The organism is Terrabacter terrigena (genome assembly GCF_042676085.1).
GTDB lineage: Bacteria > Actinomycetota > Actinomycetes > Actinomycetales > Dermatophilaceae > Terrabacter > Terrabacter terrigena.
Window position 1 is genome coordinate 39,723 of sequence record NZ_JBHTKH010000008.1, and the last position, 23,438, is coordinate 63,160.

A 23,438-nucleotide genomic window follows, 5' to 3' on the forward strand; every position below is an offset into this window, starting at 1 on the left:
CATCGAACGGGGTCACCAGGCGGTCCAGCCGCCGTCGACGGCGACGACCTGCCCCGTGACGTACGCCGACGCGTCGGAGGCGAGCCAGGTGACGACGCCCCGGAAGTCGTCCTCGGTGCCCATCCGACCGAGCGGCGTGAGCCGTTCGTAGCGCTCCACGAACGCATCGTCCTGTCCGCGCGCGATGCCGCCCGGGGCGAACGCGTTGACCCGCACCTCGGGCGCGAGCACCGTCGAGAGGTAGCGGGTCAGCTGGGCGAGCCCGCCCTTGCTCGCCGCGTATGCCGCCGGGTTGCCCATGCGCGTGCCCTCGTAGAGGTTCAGGTTCGGCCCGACGAGGCCGTAGATGCTCGACACGTTGACGACGCTGCCGTGGCCGGTCGCGCGCAGCAGCGGAGCGAGCCGCCGGGTGAGCGAGAAGGGCGCCGTGAGGTTGAGGGCGAGCGCCGTCGCGAAGGCCTCGTCGGTCTGCTCGTCGAACGGGACGGCATACCCGGGCACGCCGGAGGTGCCCGTGAAAGCCGCGTTGTTGACGAGCACGTCGCACGCGCCGAGGTCGGTGACGACGTCGACGACGTACGACAGGCCGTGTGGCTCAAGGAGGTTCGCGCCGAGGGCAACGTGGCCGGAGCCGTGCAGCGCGCTCGCCACCTCGGCGCACGCGGTCTCGTCGAGGTCGACGACGACGACGCGTGCACCCGCCGCCGCCAGCGCGTCGGCCAGGACCCGCCCGAGGGGACCTGCCCCACCGGTGACGACCGCCGTGCGGGTCGAGAGGTCCGTGAGGTGGGTGGTCGGCCTCATCGGACGGCTCCCTCGGTGGTCGTGGCGACGTCGAGCCAGGGCAGCGTGATGAGCCGGGCCCCGATGAGGGCCTCGATGAGGCGGAACTCGTACTCGTCGTCGATCGAGAAGGCCTGGGCCTCGGGGATCTCGAGCCCGGCGTGGGTGCCCTCGTCGAACCACGAGCCCTCGAGGCGGCGCACGAAGTCGGCGCGCCAGAGGTAGAAGTTGCCGTTGATGCGCAGGAACCGGTCGACGTCCTGGCGTCGGGTGACACCGGTGCCGGCGTCGAAGTAGCGGTGCAGGGCGCCGCCTGCTCGGGACGTGTCGGGCCGCACGCCCACCCAGACCGGGTTGAACGTCGGTTCGGAGACGCTGATGACGCCGTCGAGGGCCGCCGTCGTGGCGAGCCGGCGGGCCGCCTCGGCGAGCTGCTCGGGCACCCGGGCCGGGCTGGTCGGGTCGAGGAGCAGCACGGCGTCGTACGCGGCGCCCTCGTCGCGCTCGGCCCACTCGAGGGCGTGCCGCACCACCGGAGCCATCGGGGTGTCGTCGGCCGCGAGCTCGGCCGGGCGCAGGAACGGCGCCTCGCCGCCGTGCTCCCGCACGATGCCGGCGATCTCGGCGGAGTCGGTGGTGACGATGCAGCGGGTCACCTCGGGCGTCAGGGCAGCCGCGCGCACGCTGTGCACGACGAGCGGCAGGCCCCACATGGGCAGGATGTTCTTGCCGGGCAGGCCCTTGGAGCCTCCGCGTGCCGGGATCACGGCCAGGATGCGTGGAGGGGAGTCGGTCACGTGGGCTCCTCGGGAGGGCGCGGTCGGTCGCCGTCGGCCAGGCCGGTGGTGCGTGCCTCGTCGCACAGGCGGACCGCCGCGACGCCGTCGGCAAGGGTTGCGGGGGCGCCGCGCGCGATGCGCTGGTCGGCCGGCGCCGTCGGCAGCAGGTCGAGGGCGGCCCGAGCCTGGGTGCCCATGACGATGTCCCGGTCGAGGTCGAGGTCGAACACCTGGTCGGTGGTGTCCCCCTCGGGGGTGGTGTGCCGCACCGTTGCCCTGACGATGTCCCACTCGAGGCGGCCCCCGGGGGACTGGACGACGACCCCGCGGCTCGTCGGGCGCGTCGTGTAGTCGAGGCGTGCCGTGACGGTGAACGACCGGTCGGTCGACCAGAGCAGGGTCGCGGCCTGGTCGGACTCGATCTCGAGGGGGCCGCTCGTCTCGACGGCCGCCCCGAGGAGGGTCGGCGCGCCGAAGAGGACGCCGGCGTAGTCGATCTCGTGGACGAGGTCGCGGAGGACACCGCCCTCGTCGACGCGCGCCGAGTAGGACTCGCGGTAGTCGCGGTCGGGCCGCCAGTCGGGCAGCCACGACTGCGACCACACGTGGGCGGAGCCGGGTGGGGTGAGGTGGCGCACGAGCCGGTGGAGGTGGCGGAACCCCTCGTGGGCGCGCAGCGGTGCGGCCACCCAGACGAGCGTGTGCCGCAGGTGCGCCGTCAGCGCGGCGGCGTCGGCAGCCGTGGGCGCGACCGGCTTCTCGAGCAGGACCTTCTCGGCGCCGCCGTCGAGGGCCTCGAGCGCGTCGGCGACGTGGCGTGACGTGTCGGTGGCGACGACGACGAGGGCGGCGCCGCGCACGGCATCCGGTCCGCTCGTGTCGTCGAGGAGGCGCGCCCCCGTCGCCTCGTCGACGGCGTCGGCAGCGGCCGGGCCCCGGTCGCGGACGGGCCAGAGCGCGACGTCGGCACCGACCTGGCGGAAGACACGCGCGTGTCGCTGCCCGATCGAGCCGGACCCGCGCACGACGACGCTCGCGCTCACGACGCGCTCACCCGGCCCTCCTTCGCCCTAGTAGGTTTCCCATCGTGGCAGATCATCCCGACTCTCCCGCGCCTGCCGCGTCGCCGGCGGGGGCGCAGGCATCCGCGTCGCTCGGTGCCCATTCGGTGATCTACCTGCTCGGCACGGCCCTCCAGGGCCTGGGCGTGCTGCTGGTGCTGCCGTTCGCCACCCGCCTGCTGGGCGAGGTCGAGTACGGCAAGGTCGCCACCGCGCTCGTGGTCGTCCAGATGATCGGCACCGTGGCGGCTGCCGGACTGCCCCAGGTGATCCTGCGCGAGTACCACCGCGGCGACGACGGGCCGACGGCCGGCCGGGCGCTGGCCGGCACCATGGTGGGTCTCGCCGTGGCCCTCGGTGTCCTCGGGGTCGTGCTCGGGGTCGTGCTCTCAGCCGCCGGTCGCGTCGACCTCGGCCAGTGGTGCCTCGTCGTGGCCGCGAGCGCCGCCCTGACGACGGTGGTGGCCGGCCAGTCGCTCTCGCGGGCCCGGCTGCGCCCGCTGCACTTCCTGCTCCTCGCGATCGCCTCGACCGTGGTGGCGCACCTCTCGGGTCTGCTCGCAGCGCAGGGCGACCGGTCGTCGCGAACGTACCTCACGGCATACGCCACGGCGCTGGTCGTCGCGGCGGTGCTCGCGGTGGTCGTCGGGCGACCGCTGCCGCCGACGGCTGCGCGCGACCGGGTGCGGGCCGGCGTGCTGCTGGCCGCCCCGTTGCTGCCGCAGGCGGTGGCGATGCTGGGCCTGCTCATGGGCGACGTGCTGCTCGCGAACCGGCTGCTCGGCAACGGCGCCGCCGGGAACTACCAGGTGGCGCTGCAGCTCGGGAACATCCCGTTCGTCCTGGCGGTCGCGCTCTTCAACGGCTGGAGCCCGCTCGTGCTCTCGCACCCGCCGGAGCGCCGCTGGGAGTGGACCCGCCGCACCGGCACCGCCCTGCTCGCGGTCGTCGTCGTCGGCGCAGGGCTCGTGGGCGCCACCGGCATCTGGCTCGCCCACGTCGTCGCGGGCGCCGAGTTCGACGTCGGCGGCATCGGGGCGACCGTCGCGGTCCTGAGCCTCGTGGCCGTGCTCTACATGCTCTACCAGGGGTCGGCGCTCGCGGTCCTCGACAGCGAGCACACCGCGCGGCTCGCCCTGGCAGCGCTCACCGGTCTGGCGGTCATGGTCGTCGTCGCCGTGGCACTGCCGTCAGACTCGGGGATCGTCGGCATCGCGGTGGCCAAGGTCGCGGGCTACGTCGTGCTGGCGGCCATCACCATCGTCGCGTCGTGGCGCACCTTCCACTGGCCGGTGGAAGCGTGGCTCGCTGTCGGGGTGGCGCTCGTGGCGACCTTCTTCTCGACCTTCGGTGGCGTGTTCTTCGGCACCGGGGTCGCCGTGATGCTGCTGATCGGTGGGGCGATCATCGCGCCGAGGGTCCTGCACACGCTGCGTCGATAGGATGGACCGCTCGCCCGCCGCAGACCCGACCGAACGACACGCAGGAGACACGTTTTCGTGGTGACACCACTCGTCCACATGGGGTTGGGCTACGACGACCTGCTGGTGCCGGCCCTCGTGCACGCCGGCTTCGAGACGAAGGACCTCGTCCTCGTCGTGCGAACCGACGCCAACCTCGCGTGGGTGCGCCGTCACGCGCCTCGCGCGACGACGGTCAGGCTCCCGTATGCCGCCGCGCGCAAGGCCAACGTCGTCAGTGGCCTCGCGCCGCACGCCGCCCTCAAGCGAGCGTGTGCCGGGGTCGGGCTCGACGTGCTGGACCTCCTTGTCTCCGAGCGTGCGCTGCGCCGCAACCGGGTCGACACGGCCATGAACTTCCTCAACCTCGCGGCGGAGGAGCTCGAGGCGGCGCTGGAGGGGCGCGGGCCGGTGCTCGCCCTCGTCGAGTTCACCGTCACGTCCGAGCTGCTCACGGCCGGCCTCGTCACGCACCACGGCGGCCTCGCGACCTGGCCACGCGGCATACGGCTCCCGTCCGACCGCTTCGGCCTCATCGGCGCGCCGCGAGGCACGACGCTCTGGCGGCGAGAGGTCGAGGACCCGTCCGCCCTCACGGCGGGTCAGACGTTCATCGACACCTGGCGCGCCGAGCACGGCCGGCCGATGGGCTTCGCCCGCAACCTCAAGGTGGAGACGGGGCAGGAGATCTGGCGGCTCGCGAGCGACCGCATCAAGGAGTTCGCCGTCGACCGCGGCGCCAACCTGCAGCTGCCGCGGCCGAGCGACTACGCCCGGCTGCCGTGGCTCAACCCGGTCAAGGCCCGGCTCAACCTCCGCGAGTACCAGTCGCGCCGATGGGACCCCGTGCCGGAGACGTTCGTCTTCCTGCCGCTCCAGGTCCAGCCCGAGTCGAGTGCCGACGTCATGGGGCAGGAGTGGCGCGACCAGGCCTACACCGCACGCGTCCTCGCCGACGCGCTGGCGCCGCTCGGCATCGGCGTCGCCGTCAAGGAGCACGCCCACTTCATGTGGCGGCGCGACCCCGACTACTGGCCGCAGTTCGACGCCCACCCGAACATCGCCTCGATCGACCCGTTCGCCGACTCGCGAGAGCTGATGAAGCAGGCGGTCTTCACCGTCACCGCGACGGGCACCGTCGGCCTCGAGGCCGGCCTGCTCGGCCTACCGGTCGTCACCGGCGCGGACATGCCGTGGAGCGGCCTCGGCAACGTCGCCCGGCTCGACACTCCCGACGACCTGACCCGCTTCGTCGCCGACCGCGGCTGGGAGTCGCTGCGCACAGACCGTGCCGCCATCGACGAGTGGTTCGTGTACGACTACGTCCGCAACTCGTGGGAAGGGCTCGTGCTCGACCCGCCGCGCGTGCCCGCGGTCCTCGAGCCCGACAACATCCGCAAGGTCGGCGGTGCGCTCGGCGAGGCGGCCGCCTCCTTTGGGGCACCGTGCCGGTGTCGCTGCAGCCGGGAGGGCCTGAGGTGACTGACGACTCGCTCGGCTGGGTGGTGCTCGGGGCCGGGGGCCACGCGCGCTCCGTCGTCGACGTGCTCGAGCGGGCCGGCCACACGGTCGTCGCGGTGAGCGGCGCCGAGACGGGTGGCGACCCCTGGCACGTCGACGTGCTCGCGGACGACCGCGAGGCGTTCGAGCTCGTGGCGGCCCGCAGCCTGAGGGCCGTCGTCGCGATCGGTGCGGGCCACGCCCGCAGCACGCTCGTGCGCGAGCTGCTCGACCGCGGCCTCGCCGCGCCGCCCGTCGTCGCATCGACCGCGACCGTGTCGCCGCGGAGCGTGCTCGGGCCGGGCACCGTCGTGCTCGAGCACGCCCACGTCGGGCCCGCCTCACGCGTCGGCGAGGCCGTCATCGTCAACACCGCCGCGGTCGTCGAGCACGACTGCCGCGTCGGTGCCGGAACCCACGTCGCGCCGGGCGCGGTCCTGCTCGGTGGGGCCTCTGTCGGTGGAGGGGTCCTCGTCGGCAGCGGGGCGCGGGTGCTGCCCCGCGTCACGGTCGGTGCCGGCGCGACGATCGGCGCCGGAGCCGTCGTCACCGCGCACGTGGCCGACGGCCAGACCGTCATCGGCGTCCCCGCCGTCACCCGAGGCGTAGGCCGTGCCTCCCGAACCGGAGGCACCTCGTGATCGATCCCCTGAACGCCGTCCACCCCGTCAGCATCGGCGCCGCGTCGGTGCCCGCTCCCGACGACGTCTACGTCATCGCCGAGGCCGGGGTGAACCACAACGGCGACGTCGGGCTGGCCCACCGGCTCGTCGACAGCGCCGCCGCCTCGGGGGCGGACGCCGTGAAGTTCCAGACGTTCTCGCCCGACAAGCTCGTCTCGTCCGCGGCGGCCACGACGCCCTACCAGCGAGACCGCGGCGGCAGCTCCGACCAGCGCAGCCTCCTCGAGGCGCTGACGCTGCCCAAGGAGGCCTGGGTCGAGCTGCGAGACCACGCGTCCGAGGCCGGCACGACGTTCCTCTCGACGCCGTTCGACCTCGACAGCGCCGAGATGCTCGTCGACCTCGGCCTGCCGGCGCTCAAGGTCAGCTCGGGAGAGCTGACGAACCTGCCCTACCTGCGCGAGATGTCGCGGCTCGGGGTCGTGCTGCTCGTCTCGACCGGCATGGGCACCGAGGAGGAGGTCGAGGCGGCGGTCGAGGCGTGCGCCGAGGCCCCCGGCCTCGTCCTCTTCCACTGCGTCTCCGCCTACCCGGCGCCCGTCGAGGAGTGCAACCTGCGGGTCATCCCGCGACTCACCGAGCTGCACGGCATACCCGTGGGGTGGTCGGACCACACGCCTGGCCTCACCACTGCGCTGGGTGCGGTGGCGCTCGGCGCCCCCATCCTCGAGAAGCACTTCACCAGCGACCGCACGCTGCCGGGGCCCGACCACCTCGCCAGCCTCGAGCCCGACGCCCTCACCGAGTACGTGTCCGCGACGAAGCAGCTGGCCCGCGCCCTCGGCGACGGGGTGAAGGTGCGTATGCCGTCCGAGGACGAGAACGCCCTCCTCGTGCGTCGCTCGTGGCACGCGGCGCGGGAGCTGCCGGCGGGCACCCACCTGACCGGCGACGACCTGCAGCTGCTACGGCCGGAGGGCGGCGTCAGCCCCGCCGTCGACATCCGGGGCCGGGTGCTCTCGCGCGCAGTCGAGGCCGGCGCGCCCGTCACCGACGCCGACCTCGCGCGCTGAGGCGCGTGCCGATGACCGCCGCCCCGCTCGCCGTCGCCGTCTTCGTCGGCACCCGCGCCGACCTCGGCCCGCTGTCGCCGGTGCTCGAGGTGCTCCAGGCCGCCGACGACGTGGCCCTCCGGGTGCTGACGGGCGTGATGTATGCCGTCGACGACCTCGTCGCGGCCCTGCCCGCGAGCGCCTCCGCCCACGAGTGGCGTGAGGCCGTCGTGCCGCTCGCCGACCCGATGGAAGAGGTCACCGCCGCAGCCCAGCTCGAGCAGGGGGCGCTCATCGCGCGTGCCACCGGGCTGGCCCTGAGCGAGCAGCGCGTCGACGTGCTCGTGGTGCTCGGCGACCGCTGGGAGCTGCTCTACGTCGTGCCCCCGGCCGTCCTGCTCGGCGTGCCGGTCGTGCACCTGCACGGCGGAGAGGTCACCGAGGGCGCCGTCGACGAGCGAGTGCGCCACGCCGTGACGAAGCTCGCCGACCAGCACTGCGTCGCGTCCGAGGACGCCGGCGCCCGCCTGCGGCAGCTGGGTGAGCCCGCCGACCGCATCCACGTCACGGGCGCGCCGGGGCTCGACCGCCTTGCCGGAGCCGTGCCGATGCCGGACGCCGAGCTCGCGGCGCTCCTGGGGGTGGAGACGGTCGAGCGGCCGCTCGGCCTCTTCACGTACCACCCGCCCACGGCCCAGGCCGACGCTCCGGTCGGGGAGTGGGCGCGCGAGGCGGCCGAGGCCGCCCTGGCCGTCTGCGGCACGGTCGTCGCGACGCACCCGGGCATGGACGACGGACGTGACGAGGTGCTCGCCACCCTCACCGACCTCGCCGCGCACGAGCCGCGGCTGCGGCTCGTGTCGGCGCTCGGTCGCGACTACCCCCGCGTGCTGGCGACGAGCGACGTCGTGGTCGGCAACTCGAGCTCGGGCGTCATCGAGGCGGCCACCGTGCACGTGCCGGCCGTCGACATCGGCGAGCGCCAGCGCGGCCGGCTGCGCGGCGACAACGTCGTGCACGCCGACGAGGGCAGGGTCGCCGTCGAGGCTGCCGTCCGGAGCGCCCTCAGCCCGGGCCGGCGCGAGCGTGCGGCTGCCACCGCCAACCCCTACGGCACGGGTGAGGCGAGCACGCGCATCCTCGATATCGTTCGGTCAGCGGCCCGGGCGAGCCGGGTCAAGCGGTTCGTGGACCTGCCGGTCCGCACGTTCGACGGAGAGGACGGGCCCGAGTGACGGCGCGAGACCTGCGCGCGGCCTGCGCGCCGACCACGGCGACCCTGCGTGACGCGCTCGAGGTGGTCGACCGCAGCGCGACCCTCGTGTGCCTCCTCGTCGACGACGACATGCGCCTGGCCGGGCTGCTCACCGACGGTGACCTGCGTCGGGCCGTGCTGAAGGGCGACGGCCTCGACGCCCCGGCCCTCGACCACGCGACGCGATCGCCGCACTTCGTAGCGGCCGGGTCGCCGCGGGCCCTCGTGCTCGACCTCATGCAGGCCCTGCGCATCTCGGCCGTGCCCGAGCTCGACGACGACGGCACGCTCGTCAACCTGCACACGCTGTCCGACGTCGTGGGGTCGGCGCCGCTGCCCAACGTCGCCGTGGTCATGGCCGGCGGCCGGGGCACCCGGCTGGGTGACCTGACGAAGGACACCCCGAAACCGCTGATGACCGTGGCCGGTCGCTCGATCCTCGAGTGGATCGTGCTGGGCCTCGTGGGCGACGGCATCCGCGAGGTCTACGTGAGCGTCAACTACCTGGCCGAGCAGATCGAGGAGCACCTCGGCGACGGCTCTCGCCTCGGAGTGGCCGTGCACTACCTGCGCGAGGACCCCGGCCTCCCGCTCGGCACCGCGGGCTCGCTGACGCTCCTGCGTGAGCAGCGGCCCGACCTCGAGCACCCGGTGCTGGTCATGAACGGCGACCTCATGGTCGAGTTCGACGCGGCCGCCCTCCTCGACGCGCACCGGCGCACCGATGCTGCGGTCACGATGGCGACGCGCACCTACCAGCACGAGGTGCCCTTCGGCGTCGTCGAGAGCAGCGGTGGTCGCGTCACCGGGGTGTCGGAGAAGCCGACCCTGAGCTTCGACATCAACGCCGCCGTGTATGCCGTCGAGCCGCGCGCGCTCGCGTGGCTGCCGGCCGGTCGGGCGAGCACGATGCCGGGCTTGGTCGAGACGTGCCTCGAGCGCGACGAGCGCGTCACGGCGTGGCCGATCCAGAGCGAGTGGATCGACGTCGGCACCCCGAAGGACCTTGCCCGCGCGAAGGGGGAGGCGTGAGCGGCGATCGTCCCGACCACGCGCCTCCCGCCAAACCTCGCCATGTCACGTTTGACGTGGCTGACGGCGTACGAGCCCAGATGACGACGAAAAGGTAGCTGTGACAACACTTTCCGCCACCGACACGCTCTCCGGCAGCACGGGCGAGGTGCCCGAGACCGAGCTGACAGCTCGCCCCGTCGAGGGTTCGCTCGCAGGGCGCACCGTCCTCGTGACGGGCTCCGACGGCTTCATCGGGTCCCACGTCGTCGAGCGGCTCGTCGCCGACGGTGCGCGGGTCAAGGCGTTCTGCCTGTACAACTCGAACGGCTCGACCGGCTGGCTCGACGAGTCCGACGCGTTCCGGCAGGCGGTGCGTGACGGGCAGGCGGAGGTCGTGCTCGGCGACATCCGCGACCCCGAGCACGTGATGGCCTCGACCGAGGGCGTCGACGTCGTGCTGCACCTGGCCGCACTCATCGCGATCCCGTTCTCCTACGTCGCTCCCCGCTCCTACGTCGAGACCAACGTGATCGGCACCCTCAACGTCCTCGAGGCCGTACGCCGCCAGGGCACCCCGCGCATGGTCAACACGTCGACGTCCGAGGTCTACGGCACACCGGAGGCGGTCCCGATCACCGAGGCGCACCCGCTGCGCGGCCAGTCCCCGTACTCCGCGACGAAGATCTCCGCCGACAAGATGTGCGAGTCCTACGCCCTGTCGTTCGAGACGCCGGTCACGACGCTGCGCCCGTTCAACACCTTCGGCCCCCGGCAGTCGACCCGCGCAGTCATCCCGACGGTGCTCTCGCAGCTGCTCGCCGGCGCGAGCCAGCTCAAGCTCGGCGACCTCAGCCCGAAGCGCGACTTCACCTTCGTCACCGACACGGCCGACGGGTTCGTGCGGGCCGCCCTCGCCGACGTCGCGCCGGGCACGACGATCCAGCTCGGCACCGGACGCACCGTCTCGGTGGGCGAGGTCGTCGAGCTGTGTCGCAAGGTGACCGGCAGCGACGCCGAGATCGTCACCGAGAGCGCCCGCATCCGTCCCGAGGGCTCCGAGGTGCAGATCCTGCTCTCCGACCCCTCCCGTGCCAACGAGGTGCTCGGGTGGGCTCCGACGGTGTCGCTGGAAGAGGGCCTGTCGGCCACCGCCGAGTGGCTGCGCCCTCGCGTCGACGCCGAGACCGCCGGGCGGTACCACCGGTGAGCGAGGCGCACGCCCCGGGAGCCCGCGGCCCCGAGGGGACGATCCCGCTCGCCGTGCCCAACATCGGCGAGCTGGAGCGCCGCTACGTCACCGAGGCGGTCGAGTCGGGGTTCGTCTCGTCCGTCGGGCCGTTCGTCTCGGAGTTCGAGCGGCGCTTCGCCGAGCGCGTCGGGTCGAAACACGCGATCGCCTGCGCCACCGGCACCGCGGCCATCCACGTCGGGCTGCTGCTGCTCGGTGTCGAGCGCGACGACGACGTGGTCTGCTCCGACTTCACCTTCGTCGGGTCGGTCAACCCGATCGCGTACTGCGGCGCCCGGCCCGTGCTCGTCGACTCCGAGACGACGACGTGGAACCTCGACCCGGCCCTGCTCGCCGCGGAGCTCGACCGGCGCGCGGTCGCGGGGGAGGCTCAGCCGAAGGTCGTCGAGATCGTCCACGTGCTCGGGCAGCCCGCCGACATGGAACCGCTCATGGACGCCTGCGACCGCCACGGCATACCCGTGCTCGAGGACGCCGCCGAGTCGCTCGGCGCCACGTGGTCGACGGGGCGCTACGCCGGCCGTCACACGGGCACGGTGGGCCGCATCGGCTGCTTCTCGTTCAACGGGAACAAGATCGCGACCACCGGCGGCGGCGGCATGGTCGTCACGGACGACGACGACCTCGCCGCCCGCGCCCGCCACCTGACCACCCAGGCGAAGGTGCCCGACGTGGGCTACCTCCACGACGAGGTGGGCTACAACTACCGCCTGACCAACCTGGCGGCCGGCCTCGGCCTCGCCCAGCTGGAGCGGCTCGACGAGTTCGTGGCGGCCAAGCACCGTGTCGCCGCGCGCTACGACGCGGCGTTCGCCGACCTGCCGCTCGTGCTGCCGCCGCGCGTCGACGGGCTCGACGCGACGTACTGGCTCTACTCGGTGCTCGTTCCCGAGGGCGACGGTCGCGGCCGCGACGACTTCCTGGCGCACCTGCAGGCGCGCGGGGTGGGCGCGCGGGCCCTGTGGCGGCCGTTGCATGCGCAGCCGCCGTTCCTGGGTGCGCCCGTGCTCGGTGGGGCCGTCGGCGAAGGCCTGTTCGGTCGTGGCCTGTCGCTTCCGTGCGCGACAGAGCTGACCGACGCCGACCAGGATCGCGTCATCGAGGCCGTGCGCTCGTTCTTCACCTGAGGCGGCCCGTCGCGCTTGCCCGTGGTGGGGCAGGATGTCGTCGTGGAGATCGCCATCGGGCTGCTCGCCATCGCGGCCACCGTCCTCGGCGGAGCCTGGCTCGCCGACCGCCTCGAGCTGCCGGCACCGCTCGTGCTGATCGTCCTCGGCATCGCCGGGTCCTACCTGCCGTTCGTGCCCGAGGTCGCGCTGAGTCCCGACGTCGTGCTGCTCGGCATCCTGCCGCCCCTGCTGTATGCCGCCGCGATCCAGACGTCGCTCGTCGACTTCCGCAACAACCGGGCCGTCATCCTCGGTCTCTCGGTCGGGCTCGTCCTCTTCACCGCCCTCGGTGTTGCGCTGTTCCTCGGAGCGGTGCTCGGCCTGAGTTTCGGTGTCGCCTTCGCGATCGGCGCGGTCGTCGCGCCGCCCGATGCGGTGGCCGCCACCGCGGTCGGTCGCCAGATCGGCCTGCCGCGGCGGCTCGTCACCATCCTGGAGGGCGAGTCGCTCGTCAACGACGCGACCGCCCTGGTCGCGCTCCGCACCGCGCTCGCCGCCGCAGGCGTGGCCTCCGGTGCGGTCGCCGGCGACGTGACCTTCGCCCGGGTCGTGGGCGACTTCCTCTGGGCCTCGCTCGGTGGCGCGGCCATCGGGGTCGTCGTGTCGCTCGTCGTCGTCGTGCTGCGCAAGCGCTTCTCGACCGAGCCGGCCTTCGACACGGTGCTCTCGTTCATGGTGCCGTTCGCGGCCTACGTGCCCGCAGAGGAGGTGCACGCCTCGGGCGTCATCTCCGTCGTCACCGCCGGGCTGATCCTCGGGCACAAGTCGCCGCGCACGCAGTCGGGCGCCTCACGGCTCAGCGAGCGGATCAACTGGGGCTCGATCCAGTTCCTCCTCGAGAACGCCGTGTTCCTGCTCATCGGGCTGCAGGTCTTCTACGTGGTCGAGAACGTCCGCAGCTCGGAGCTCTCGGTGGGCCGGATCACCTTCGCCGCCGTGGGCACCCTCGTCGCAGTACTGCTGCTGCGGCCGCTCTGGGTCTTCCCGTTCCGCTACCTGCGCACCCATGTCATGCGTGCCGAGGCCGAGGCGCCCTGGTCGCACACGGTGGTGCTGTCGTGGGCCGGGATGCGGGGTGTGGTGACGCTGGCGGCCGCGCTGCTGCTGCCCACCGGGACGCAGCATCGTGCCGTGCTCGTCCTCATCGCCGTCGTGGTGACCATCGGCACGCTGCTCGTCCAGGGCACGACGCTGCCGTGGGTCGCCCGTCGCCTGGGGGTGCGCGGACCCGACCCACGCGAGGACGCGCTGCAGGCCGCGACCGTGCTGCAGGCGGCCACGCGGTCGGGGCTCGACGTGCTGGACCGGATGCCGGACGTCGACGAGTCCACGAAGGACATGCTGCGCGAGCGTGCGTCCGACCGGGTCAACCAGCTGTGGGAGCGGCTCGGGCCCCGGGGCCTCGACGGGGTCGAGACCCCCAGCACGCAGTACCGGCGGGCGCGCATGCAGATGCTCACGGCCGAGCGCGAGGAGGTGCTCCGGCTGCGCGACGAGGGGCGTGCCGACGACGTGGTCCTCCGTGTCGTGCTCGGCGCCCTCGACCTCGAGGAGACGATGCTGGACCGGCTCGAGGACCAGGAGAGCCGACTTGCAGAAAGTGAGATGTTGCCCGTGGACACGATCGAAGCACCCTGTGAGCACCTCGAGGAGATCGACGCCTGTGTCGAGCCCCGCACGCCCGAAGGATGCGAGGAGTGCCTGCGCAACGGAACGACCTGGGTGCACCTGCGCCTGTGCCTCGACTGCGGGCACGTCGGTTGCTGCGACTCCTCGGAGTTCAAGCACGCGACCGGGCACTTCCACGAGAGCTCGCACCCGGTCATGCGCTCGATCGAGCCGGGGGAGTCGTGGCGGTGGTGCTTCGTCGACGAGGTCGTCGGCTGAGACCTCTTGTCGCGCGGCCTCAGTCGAGGTGTTGCGTGATGGTGTGCGTGCCCTCGGCGGGGTCGTGCGCGACGGTCGTCGACGCGCCCTGGACGAGGGCGAGGAACGGCGCGACGTGGCCGCATTCGACGTCGGCGACGATCGGGAGACCCAGCATGCCGAGCGCCTCACGCACCGCGTCGTGCTGGGTGAAGCCGTCGGGCTCAGGCGTACTGGTGCGTGACACCAGGATGCCGTTGGCCGTGTCGAACCAGCCTCGCAGCCGCATGGCGTGCAGGGCCCGGCAGATGTCGTAGGACCCCCACTCCGCGATGTCGAGCAGGACGAGCAGACCTTCGGGGGCGTGCTGTGCAGCGAAGGCATTCGTGTCGGCGAAGCGGCCGCCGGCGAGGAAGCTCAGCGTCTCGACGCAGCCTCCGACGAGGCGCCCCTCGAGCGTCACGGACTCGCCCTCGTGGCCGTGGTCGATGCGGGTCCACGTCCCCTGGCCCTCGAGCGTCATCGTCGAGACGGTCGGGTTGCCGGCGTAGTCGTCCCAGCCGCCGGAGCGGAAGCGCCCGGGCGAGTGCTGGTGCAGTGCGTCGCCCTCCGACGCGGCGGCGACGTCCACCCAGTGCAGGATGCCGTCCGGCAGCGTGTACGGCGTGTCCATGAGGTTCTGCCCGTGGATCGTCGCGACGCCCGTGGTGAGAGTGAACGGGGTGAGCCACGTCGAGGTGTCGGAGAAGCCGACGCACCACGTCGGCTCGGCCGCCGCGATCGCCTCGAGGTCGAGCAGGTCGAGCAGGTCGATCCCGGTCTCGCCGCCCCACGGCGGCACGACGGCCCTGATCGACGGGTCGAGGAGCATCGCCGTCAGCTCGGCGGCGCGGCCCTCGCGGGGCCCGCTCACCTGGGTCGGCGCGTGGTTGAACTCGCCGACCACGACCTCGAAGCCGCGGTCGCGGAGGCATTGGACGGCATACGCGAACCGCGCCCACAGGGCATCGCCGACGCCGGAGCTCGGCGACGTGATGCCGACGCGGTCACCGGGGCGCAGGGGAGCGGGGTAGCGGATCGGCATGGCCGACATCGTGCCAGCCGTGCCGATCCGCCACACCTCGGTTGTCGTCCGTTTCAGGCCTTGGCGGCGGTGAACCCCTGCTCGAGGTCAGCGATGATGTCGTCGATGTTCTCGATGCCGACCGACAGGCGCACGAGCCCGGGCGTCACACCGGCTGCCAGGCGGTCCTCCTCGGGGCCCTGCGAGTGCGTCGTCGAGGCCGGGTGGATGACGAGCGAGCGCACGTCGCCGATGTTCGCCACGTGGCTGTGCAGCGTCAGCGCCTCGACGAACCTCTTGCCGGCCTCGAGGCCGCCGACGATCTCGAACGACAGCACGGCGCCGGCCCCGCGAGGCGCGTACTTCTCGGCGGTGGCGCGGGAGGGGCTGTCGGGTAGGGACGCCCACACGACGCGCTCGACCTGCTCGTGTCCCTGGAGGTAGGCCGCCACCTTGTGGGCGTTCTCGAGGTGGCGCTCGATGCGCAGCGACAGCGTCTCGAGACCCTGGGCGATGAGGAACGCGTTGAACGGCGCCGCCGCCGGGCCGAGGTCGCGCAGCAGCTGCACGCGCGCCTTGAGGATGTAGGCGAGGTTGGCGCCGAGGGGGCTGCCGACCCCGAGGTCACGCGCGAAGACGAGACCGTGGTAGCTCTCCTCGGGGGTGTTGTAGTTCGGGAACTTCTCCGGGTCCTCGGCGTAGTCGAACCGCCCTGCGTCGACAATGACGCCCGCGATGGACGTGCCGTGACCACCGAGGTACTTCGTCGCGGAGTGCACGACGACGTCGGCCCCCCACTCGATCGGGCGGATGACGTACGGCGTCGCGATGGTGTTGTCGACGACGAGCGGCACGCCGACCTCGTGGGCGAGGCCCGCCACGGCCTCGATGTCCAGCACCTCGGCCTTCGGGTTGGCGATGGTCTCACCGAAGAAGGCCTTGGTGTTGGGGCGCACGGCCGCTCGCCACGACTCGACCGAGGTCGGGTCCTCGACGAAGCTCACCTGGACGCCGAGCTTCGGAAGGGTGAACTTGAGGAGGTTGACGGTGCCGCCGTAGAGGCTGGGCGACGCGACGATGTGGTCGCCGGCCTCGGCGATGTTGAGCAGTGCGAGGGTCGTGGCGGACTGGCCCGACGCGACGAGGAGCGCGCCCACTCCGCCCTCGAGCGCGGCGATGCGCTGCTCGACGACGTCGGTCGTCGGGTTCATGATGCGCGTGTAGATGTTGCCGAACTCCCTGAGCCCGAACAGGTTTGCCGCGTGGTCGGTGTCGTTGAAGACGTAGCTCGTCGTCTGGTAGATCGGCAGGGCGCGCGCACCCGTGGCGCTGTCGGCGCTCTGGCCGGCATGGATCTGCTTGGTCTCGAAGGACCAGTTCGGATCGGTCATCTGTCGTCCTCTTCATGAGTCGTGTCGATGACCGGCCCGTGAGCGGGGATCGGGCCGGCGCACCGACGGGTCGGTGCGGGAGAGGAGCTCTCCGCGCTTGCCCGAGCGCCGGCTGGCGTCGACGGGCCAGGTCCTCACCCGGGGCACCCCGCCGCGGTGGGAGGGTTGCCGGCCAGCGAGCCGGGGCTTGGCGCTGGCACTCATGACCTGCTTGCGAGTCTACGTATGCGTGTCCGGCAGATGGGAGCGCGTGTCCTCATCGTGGACGGAGCCGTCAGCCTGTTGGTCGAGGTCATCGGGTTGGCGAATGGACTGCTCTGTCGGGCAGTCGAATTGGCTGTCCATGGATAAAGTCAATGCCTTCCGACTCGTTCGAACGCCTCCGACACCGGCTGCGAGCTGCCCGGGCACGGCTGGGTCACCGCCGCCCACGCCCGCGAGCACGTCCGCGCGGTCGACGGCACCTGCCGCGGCCCCGACTGCCACGTCCCCGCCACCCGCTGCGACCTCGACCACGAGACCCCCGGGCCTGTGGGCGAGACGTCCGTGACGAACGTCTTCGCCAAGCACCGGCTGCACCACAACCTCAGGACCCACCGCATCTGCACCAGCACCCAGATCGCGCACGACGGCGGGAGGGCGGGGTGGTCCGGAGGTCGCTCGAACCGTGTCCGGTCGACCGCGGACGGCTGAGTCGTGGCGTCGATCACTAGGACGTCCTACTAATCCGAACCGGCGAGTAGGATCGCGCCGTGAGCACGAATGCCGACTTCGACCTGTACCGGACCAGCGAGGACCACGAGGCCCTGAGGGAGGCGATCCGGGCGATCGCCGAGGACAAGATCGCCCCCTACGCCGCCTCCGTCGACGCGGAGGCCCGCTACCCGCAGGAGGCGCACGACGCACTCGTCGCGTCCGACTTCTTCGCGCCGCACGTGCCCGAGCAGTACGACGGCATGGGCGCCGACGCGCTGGCCACGTGCATCGTCATCGAGGAGGTCGCCCGCGTCGACGCGTCCGCCTCGCTCATCCCGGCCGTCAACAAGCTCGGTTCGCTGCCACTCATCCTCGACGGCAGTGACGACGTGAAGTCTCGCTACCTGCCGCCGCTCGCCAAGGGCGAGACGACCTTCTCCTACGGACTGTCGGAGCGCGAGGCCGGCTCCGACACCGCGGCGATGAAGTGCCGCGCACGTCAGGACGGTGACGACTGGGTGCTGAACGGCCAGAAGTCGTGGATCACCAACGCCGGCGTCTCCGAGTACTACACGGTGCTGGCCGTCACCGACCCCGACGGCCCCCGCGGCGGCAACGTCACTGCCTTCGTCGTCGAGAAGTCCGACGAGGGTTTCACCTTCGGCGAGAAGGAGCGCAAGCTCGGCATCAAGGGCAGCCCGACGCGCGAGCTGCACTTCGACAACGTGCGCATCCCCGGCGACCGCGTCGTCGGTCAGGTCGGCGACGGCCTCAAGATCGCGCTGCGCACCCTCGACCACACCCGTGTGACGATCGGCGCCCAGGCGGTCGGCATCGCGCAGGGCGCGCTCGACCAGGCCCTCGCGTACGTCAAGGAGCGCAAGCAGTTCGGCAAGCGGATCGCCGACTTCCAGGGCATCCAGTTCATGCTGGCCGACATGGCGATGGAGCTCGAGGCCGCACGCCAGATGGTCTACGTCGCGGCCGCGAAGTCCGAGCGTGGTGACAAGGACCTCTCGTTCTTCGGCGCGGCCGCCAAGTGCTACGCCTCCGACACCGCCATGAAGATCACGACGGACGCCGTGCAGCTGCTCGGCGGCGCCGGCTACACCAGCGACTTCCCGCTCGAGCGGATGATGCGCGACGCGAAGATCACCCAGATCTACGAGGGCACCAACCAGGTGCAGCGCATCGTCATGGCACGCCAGCTCCTCAAGTAGGAACATCCGGCCGCAGGACTCACGGCGGGCCCTCACATCTCTCCCAGCGACTTTCCGCCGTGGCAGGGATAGGTTCTCGGGGCGGTAGGCTGGCTCGGCCCGGTGCGGGTCGCGATCGCCTGCTCCACCTCATCGACCCGAACGAGAAGGATCCGTACGCGTGGACCCAACACCTCCGGTCAGCGTCATCATGCCGCTGCTCAACGAGGAGAGGCACCTGGAGGACGCCGTCGCCGCGGTCGTCGCCCAGGACTACCCCGGACAGATCCAGGTCGTGCTCGCCGTCGGCCCCGGCCACGACGACACCCTCGGTGTGGCCCGGCGTCTCGCAGAGCGTGACGCACGCATCACCGTCGTCGAGAACCCGTCGGGCCGCACGCCTGAGGCGCTGAACCTCGCGGTGGCGGCGGCGGAGCACGACATCGTCGTGCGCGTCGACGGCCACGGTTTCCTGAGCGAGGGCTACATCGAGCGTGCCGTCCGTGTCATGGGCGAGACGGGGGCCGCCAACGTGGGCGGCATCATGCACGCCACCGGCGTCACCGACTTCGAGAAGGCCGTGGCCACCGCCATGACGTCGCCGCTCGGCGTGGGCGGCGCCCGCTTCCACACCGGTGGCGAGGCCGGGCCGGCCGACACCGTCTACCTGGGCGTCTTCCGCCGTGAGTGGTTGACGAAGGCCGGCGGCTACGACCCCCGCTTCACCCGCGCCCAGGACTGGGAGCTGAACTACCGCATCCGCCAGGCCGGCGGTCTCGTCTGGTTCGACCCGACCCTCACGGTCGAGTACCGCCCGCGCCCGAGCCTGCGCGCCCTCAGCCGCCAGTACCGCGACTACGGCCGCTGGCGCCGCGTCGTCGCGACCCGGCACAGGGGTTCGATCAACGCCCGCTACCTCGCCCCGCCCACCGCGCTCGTCGCGGTGGCCGCCGGTGTCGTCGGTGGCCTGGTCTGGCGGCCGCTCTGGGCCATCCCGGCCGGGTATGCCGCCGGGGTCGGTGTCGGGGGAGTGGCCATCGCGCGTGGCGAGGGCGCGAAGGTTGCGCTCCGGGTCCCCGCGGTGCTCGCGACGATGCACATGAGCTGGGGCTGGGGCTTCCTCACCAGCAGGCCGGACCAGCTGGTCCCCGAAGGAGACGAGTTCTGATGGTGGAGCGGTTTTCGCGGATCTGGGGCCAGCGCGGCATCCTGCTGACGCTGGTCCAGCGCGACCTTCGCGTGCGCTACGCCCGGAGCTGGCTCGGCTACCTCTGGACGGTCATCGACCCCCTGGCGATGGCGCTGATCTACTTCATGGTCTTCGCGGTGATCTTCAAGCGCGGCGACGCCGGTCACCACCCGTACTTCCTCTTCCTGCTGCTCGGGCTGCTGCCGTGGCAGTGGTTCAACGCCTCGATCAACGAGACCGCCCGCGCACTCGTCGCAGAGGCGAAGCTCGTCCGGTCGACCAACCTGCCCCGCGAGCTCTGGGTGATCCGCGTGGTCATCGCCAAGGGCATCGAGTTCCTGCTCTCGCTGCCGGTGCTGTTCGCCTTCGTGGTGGTCTACCTCGTGCTGGGTGACGCCACGCTGAACTGGCGCCTCATCCTCTTCCCGCTGGCGCTCGCCCTGCAGTTCGTGCTGCAGACAGGTATCGGGCTGCTGCTGGCCCCGGCGACCGTGCTCGCCGACGACACGATCCGCGTCGTCCGCATCGCCCTGCGGATGCTCTTCTACGGCACCCCGATCATCTACAGCCTGGACTTCGCTCCGCACTGGGTGCAGACCGTGCTGTGGTTCAACCCGATGACAGGCATCCTCGAGCTCTACCGGGCCGGGTTCTTCCCCCAGGCCCTGCAGCTCGCTCCGCTCCTGGTGGGCATGATCATGTCGCTCGCCTTCCTCGCCTGGGGTGCCGTCACGTTCGCGCGCATGGAGCGTGCCGTCCTGAAGGAGATCTGAGATGCCTCCCGTGGCCGACCGCGTGTCAGATGCCAGGCGCACCGCCGACGTCATCAAGGTGGAGGGGCTGGGCGTCGAGTTCTACCGCTCCCGCCGCCGCAAGCTCTCGCTGCGTGAGATGGTGCTGCGCCGTGAGAACACGGCGCCGAAGGAGACCTTCTGGGCGCTCAAGGACGTCTCGTTCACCGTCGGGCCGGGCGAGGCCGTCGGCCTCGTCGGCTCCAACGGTGGCGGCAAGAGCACGCTGCTCAAGACCATCGCGGGCGTGCTGCTGCCCGACGAGGGCCAGGTGGCCGTCAACGGTGGCGTGGCACCGCTCATCGAGCTCACCGGTGGCTTCCTCGGTGAGCTCTCGGCGCGCGAGAACGTGCTGCTCACTGCGGGTCTGCACGGACTGAGCAAGGCCCAGATCACCGAGCGCTTCGACGAGATCGTCGACTTCGCCGGCCCGCAGGTCCGCGCAGGCCTCGACATGCCGTTCCGGCACTTCTCCTCCGGCATGCAGGTGCGTCTCGGCTTCGCGCTCATCACGACGCTCGACGAGCCGATCGTGCTCGTCGACGAGGTGCTCGCCGTCGGCGACAAGGACTTCCGCGAGAAGTGCTACCGCCGCATGGAGGACCTCCTGGCCGAGGGTCGCACCCTCTTCCTCGTCTCGCACTCCGAGGCCGACCTGCGCCGCTTCTGCACGCGTGGGCTCTACCTGAAGTCCGGTCGCCTCGTCGCCGACGGTTCGATGGACGACATCCTCGAGCAGTACAACAACAACCCGGGCTGATCAGCGGTTGACGGCTGCCACGGCGTCGTCGAAGGCGGCGGGCTCGAGCGCGGTGACCAGCACCGCGGACGCCCACGTCGGAACGGTCTGCGACCCCGCGTCGGAGCCGTCGTACGCGTGCGTGCCCACCACGAGGGTGGTGCCGCGCTCGGCGAGCTGGCCGAGCAGGCCGTCGTGCGCCGCGTCGGGGCCGGTGCGCACCTCGACGTAGCCGACGTCAGCCGTGCCGACCGCCCACCGGAGGTCATCCTCCGACCGGGCGACGAGACCGATCGAGCGAGCCACACACTCGTCCCGGTAGCGCTGGGCGCGTGCCCAGCCACGCGACGCGGTGACAGCGTCGGGGAAGACCAGCGCGTCGACGCTGCGCCGGCCGAGGTTGGCGAAGCTGCGCTCCGCCGAGGCCTCGACAGCGAGGGCGTACGCGTCCGGCGAGGACTCGTTCTCGAGCGCCGGCGCCGACAGGCGGCTGATCAGGCCGAACCGCTTGACGAGCGCCGGCTCTGCGCAGCTGCGCAGCAGCTCCTCGCTGCGCCCGTCGCCCCGGCCGACGTCGACGTGCGTCACGCCGCGCTCGATGGCGTCGGCGATGAGGGCGCGCAACCGCTCCGCGCGCTCGGCCGGCTTGTCGCCGCCGGCCCGGCCGTCGTCGAACGCGCGAGCCGACAGCACGACGCGCGAGACCCGGCCGGCCGCCGACGAGGTCGACGGGATGCGCTCCCCGGCCGCGTCGACGCGGGCGGCGAGGTCCTCCATGAACGCGAGCCAGGGACGGCCGACCGGGTCGGCCACGTCGTCGAAGAGGGACGACACGCGTACATAGTCGCCGAGGGTGTCGACGGTGGCCCGGTAGGCGTGGATGTCGCCGGGGCACCCCTGCGGCACGAAGAGCAGCTCGCCGAGCGTGCGACGGAGCCACGGTGTGACGTGCTCACGGTCGTACGCGTCGGTCGCCTGCGCGTCGGCGTCGCGAAGGGCGGCCACGCTGAAGGCCTCGGCCCCGAGGCCCTCGGGCACCCGGTCGATGTCGACCCGCCCGTAGGTGTGGTCACTGCCGTCCAGGGCGGCGAGCAGCTCGTCCACGAGGTCGGCGTCGGCGACCGGGTTGTCGCCGGTGAGACGCACGACGCGGTCGTCGGGTGCAAGGTCCGCGGTCGCCTGGACGAACCGGCCCAGCACGTCGTCGAGCGAGCCCCGCACGACGGGGATCCCGACCGATGACAGGTGCCCTGCGATGCGCTCGTCGTACTGCTCCTCGCTCGTGGCCACGACGACCTCGTGGCCACCACGGCTCGCGCGCCGGGCCACCAGCTCGATGAGCGGCATCCCCGCGACCGTCAGCATGGCCTTGCCGGGCAGGCGTGACGAGTTGAGACGCGACTGGATGACGACGCGGGTGCGCGGCACGGTGGAGACCTCCATGGTGGTGTGGGGAACAGGCTAGCGACGAGCCGCGACCGCGCCGAGCAGCGCGTCGGCCACCCGCGCCCGGCCACGCCCGTCGACGAGCGACATCCCGGCGCTCGCCAGTGCAGCCTGCCGCTCCGGGTCAGACAGCAGCATGTCGAGAACGGCCACGGCGGTGGACCGCACTGCCTCGTCGTCACGCAGCTGCGAGAGGTGCCCGAACGGCTCGGCCAGACCACGTCCGGTCACGGCGTCGTAGCCCGGCCCCTGGTTGTCGACGACGCACACGAGCATCGAGGGCAGGCCGAGGCACAGGAACTCCCACACCGAGCTGCCCGCGGCGGTGACCGCGACGTCGCACGTGGCGGCGAGGGCGGCGAGGTCGGGCGTCGGGGAGACCACCTCGACGTGCTGCCCCGGCGACGTCGCCAGAGCCTCGAGCGCGGCGGCGATCTCGGGTCGCGCGGCGACGGCCACGACGTGCAGGGGGCGACCGGAGGCGAGCAGCAGGGGCACGACGACGGGTGCCGCGGCATACGGGTCGGTCCCCCCGAACACGGCGAGCACCCGCGGCGTCGCGCGCGGGGTGCGACGCGGGGTGGTCGGGCGGTGCCGCAGCACCTCGTCGCGGAAGAGCGAGTGGTCGAGTCCGAGCAGCTGCCGCTCCGGGGCGATCCCCGGCGCCGGGCGGGCACCGAAGTTCTGGTCGAGGTAGAGGTCGGCGTCCTGGCCGGCGCCGAAGGTGTCGTCGAGCATCGAGAGCACGGTGACGCCGGCGTCGCGCAAGGCCCTGCCGCACCCGGGGTCGAGGTGGTAGCCGTCGAGCACGACGGCGTCGACCCCGGACTCCCTCGCCAGCGCCGCGAGCGCCCCGGGTTCGTCGGGGGACGCCACGACCGGAAGGCCCCGACGCGCGATCTGGTCGGCGAGCCAGCCCACGCCGGTCACCTCCCCGAGGATGGTCACGCGCGCGCCGCGGGAGGTCAGCTCGTCTCCGAGGGCGAGGCAGCGTACGACGTGTCCGGTGCCCGTCTCGGGCCTCGCGTCGCAACGCAGGGCGATGTGGGCGGGCATGCGCCCAAGTCTGCCGCAGGCGTCCCCGGGACCGTCGCGAGGCCCGCGCCCGGCGTC

Annotated in this window: 21 protein-coding genes and 1 riboswitch; of the genes, 14 read left to right on the top strand and 7 right to left on the bottom strand. The window is 72.3% G+C overall.

Annotated elements, in window-relative coordinates:
- Positions 1-12: 12 nt before the first annotated feature.
- The 3 genes from ACFQ2V_RS13235 to ACFQ2V_RS13245 are packed head-to-tail and all read right to left on the bottom strand — an operon-like array spanning position 13 to position 2,605.
- Positions 13-804, bottom strand: a complete 792-nt coding sequence (locus ACFQ2V_RS13235; RefSeq protein WP_386053221.1) for an SDR family oxidoreductase — start codon at positions 802-804, stop codon at positions 13-15.
- A complete protein-coding gene (locus ACFQ2V_RS13240) occupies positions 801-1,580 on the bottom strand; it encodes an acylneuraminate cytidylyltransferase family protein (RefSeq protein ID WP_386053223.1) in 780 nt (259 codons plus the stop codon). Before ACFQ2V_RS13240 ends, ACFQ2V_RS13235 begins: the two co-directional genes overlap by 4 nt.
- Positions 1,577-2,605 (bottom strand): Gfo/Idh/MocA family oxidoreductase, encoded by a 1,029-nt coding sequence (locus ACFQ2V_RS13245; protein WP_386053225.1) that lies wholly within the window; start codon positions 2,603-2,605, stop codon positions 1,577-1,579. Before ACFQ2V_RS13245 ends, ACFQ2V_RS13240 begins: the two co-directional genes overlap by 4 nt.
- Before the next feature lie 44 nt (positions 2,606-2,649).
- Between ACFQ2V_RS13245 and ACFQ2V_RS13250 the strand changes: the two genes are divergently transcribed.
- The 9 genes from ACFQ2V_RS13250 to ACFQ2V_RS13290 all read left to right on the top strand — a co-directional run bounded on the left by ACFQ2V_RS13250 (position 2,650) and on the right by ACFQ2V_RS13290 (position 13,832).
- Positions 2,650-4,065: a lipopolysaccharide biosynthesis protein gene (locus ACFQ2V_RS13250; protein WP_386053226.1), complete on the top strand. Its 1,416-nt coding sequence runs from the start codon at positions 2,650-2,652 to the stop codon at positions 4,063-4,065.
- Positions 4,066-4,122: 57 nt separating this feature from the next.
- Positions 4,123-5,565 (top strand): hypothetical protein, encoded by a 1,443-nt coding sequence (locus ACFQ2V_RS13255; protein ID WP_386053228.1) that lies wholly within the window; start codon positions 4,123-4,125, stop codon positions 5,563-5,565.
- Positions 5,562-6,224, top strand: a complete 663-nt coding sequence (locus ACFQ2V_RS13260; RefSeq protein ID WP_386053229.1) for a NeuD/PglB/VioB family sugar acetyltransferase — start codon at positions 5,562-5,564, stop codon at positions 6,222-6,224. Before ACFQ2V_RS13255 ends, ACFQ2V_RS13260 begins: the two co-directional genes overlap by 4 nt.
- The gene (locus ACFQ2V_RS13265) at positions 6,221-7,279 is read left to right on the top strand and encodes an N-acetylneuraminate synthase family protein (RefSeq protein ID WP_386053230.1); all 1,059 of its coding nucleotides are present in this window, start codon (positions 6,221-6,223) and stop codon (positions 7,277-7,279) included. Before ACFQ2V_RS13260 ends, ACFQ2V_RS13265 begins: the two co-directional genes overlap by 4 nt.
- 11 nt (positions 7,280-7,290) lie before the next feature.
- Complete coding sequence (gene neuC, locus ACFQ2V_RS13270; RefSeq protein WP_386053231.1) at positions 7,291-8,493, top strand: UDP-N-acetylglucosamine 2-epimerase; 1,203 nt, start codon at positions 7,291-7,293, stop codon at positions 8,491-8,493.
- Positions 8,490-9,545: a nucleotidyltransferase family protein gene (locus ACFQ2V_RS13275; protein WP_386053232.1), complete on the top strand. Its 1,056-nt coding sequence runs from the start codon at positions 8,490-8,492 to the stop codon at positions 9,543-9,545. The genes neuC and ACFQ2V_RS13275 overlap by 4 nt, the downstream gene beginning before the upstream one ends.
- Positions 9,546-9,645: 100 nt before the next feature.
- Positions 9,646-10,734, top strand: a complete 1,089-nt coding sequence (locus tag ACFQ2V_RS13280) for an SDR family NAD(P)-dependent oxidoreductase (RefSeq protein WP_386053233.1) — start codon at positions 9,646-9,648, stop codon at positions 10,732-10,734.
- Positions 10,731-11,903, top strand: a complete 1,173-nt coding sequence (locus ACFQ2V_RS13285; RefSeq protein ID WP_386053234.1) for a DegT/DnrJ/EryC1/StrS family aminotransferase — start codon at positions 10,731-10,733, stop codon at positions 11,901-11,903. The genes ACFQ2V_RS13280 and ACFQ2V_RS13285 overlap by 4 nt, the downstream gene beginning before the upstream one ends.
- 42 nt (positions 11,904-11,945) lie before the next feature.
- Positions 11,946-13,832, top strand: a complete 1,887-nt coding sequence (locus ACFQ2V_RS13290) for a Na+/H+ antiporter (RefSeq protein WP_386053235.1) — start codon at positions 11,946-11,948, stop codon at positions 13,830-13,832.
- 19 nt (positions 13,833-13,851) lie between these two features.
- On the opposite strand, the gene ACFQ2V_RS13295 is transcribed toward ACFQ2V_RS13290, so the two are convergent.
- Together ACFQ2V_RS13295 and ACFQ2V_RS13300 are read right to left on the bottom strand one after the other, a co-directional pair.
- Complete coding sequence (locus ACFQ2V_RS13295; RefSeq protein WP_386053236.1) at positions 13,852-14,895, bottom strand: S66 family peptidase; 1,044 nt, start codon at positions 14,893-14,895, stop codon at positions 13,852-13,854.
- A gap of 53 nt (positions 14,896-14,948) precedes the next feature.
- The gene (locus ACFQ2V_RS13300) at positions 14,949-16,265 is read right to left on the bottom strand and encodes a bifunctional o-acetylhomoserine/o-acetylserine sulfhydrylase (RefSeq protein ID WP_386053237.1); all 1,317 of its coding nucleotides are present in this window, start codon (positions 16,263-16,265) and stop codon (positions 14,949-14,951) included.
- Positions 16,266-16,353: 88 nt separating this feature from the next.
- Positions 16,354-16,473, bottom strand: a riboswitch (SAM riboswitch).
- A gap of 338 nt (positions 16,474-16,811) precedes the next feature.
- Here ACFQ2V_RS13300 and ACFQ2V_RS13305 point away from each other — a divergent pair.
- The 5 genes from ACFQ2V_RS13305 (at position 16,812) to ACFQ2V_RS13325 (ending at position 20,900) form a co-directional block, all read left to right on the top strand.
- Positions 16,812-16,958 (top strand): hypothetical protein, encoded by a 147-nt coding sequence (locus tag ACFQ2V_RS13305; protein ID WP_386053238.1) that lies wholly within the window; start codon positions 16,812-16,814, stop codon positions 16,956-16,958.
- A 59-nt stretch (positions 16,959-17,017) separates the two neighbouring features.
- Positions 17,018-18,181 (top strand): acyl-CoA dehydrogenase family protein, encoded by a 1,164-nt coding sequence (locus ACFQ2V_RS13310; protein ID WP_386053239.1) that lies wholly within the window; start codon positions 17,018-17,020, stop codon positions 18,179-18,181.
- A 160-nt stretch (positions 18,182-18,341) separates the two neighbouring features.
- Positions 18,342-19,328, top strand: coding sequence for a glycosyltransferase family 2 protein (locus ACFQ2V_RS13315; RefSeq protein ID WP_386053241.1), 987 nt, complete (start codon positions 18,342-18,344; stop codon positions 19,326-19,328).
- Positions 19,328-20,122: an ABC transporter permease gene (locus ACFQ2V_RS13320; RefSeq protein ID WP_386053242.1), complete on the top strand. Its 795-nt coding sequence runs from the start codon at positions 19,328-19,330 to the stop codon at positions 20,120-20,122. Before ACFQ2V_RS13315 ends, ACFQ2V_RS13320 begins: the two co-directional genes overlap by 1 nt.
- Before the next feature lies 1 nt (position 20,123).
- On the top strand, positions 20,124-20,900 hold the full coding sequence (locus ACFQ2V_RS13325) for an ABC transporter ATP-binding protein (protein WP_386053244.1): 777 nt from the start codon (positions 20,124-20,126) through the stop codon (positions 20,898-20,900).
- Here ACFQ2V_RS13325 and ACFQ2V_RS13330 read toward each other — a convergent pair whose 3' ends face one another.
- Together ACFQ2V_RS13330 and ACFQ2V_RS13335 are read right to left on the bottom strand one after the other, a co-directional pair.
- Positions 20,901-22,322, bottom strand: a complete 1,422-nt coding sequence (locus tag ACFQ2V_RS13330) for a cytidylyltransferase domain-containing protein (protein WP_386053245.1) — start codon at positions 22,320-22,322, stop codon at positions 20,901-20,903.
- 18 nt (positions 22,323-22,340) lie between these two features.
- The gene (locus ACFQ2V_RS13335; RefSeq protein ID WP_386053246.1) at positions 22,341-23,381 is read right to left on the bottom strand and encodes a PseG/SpsG family protein; all 1,041 of its coding nucleotides are present in this window, start codon (positions 23,379-23,381) and stop codon (positions 22,341-22,343) included.
- Between the last annotated feature and the right edge of the window lie 57 nt (positions 23,382-23,438).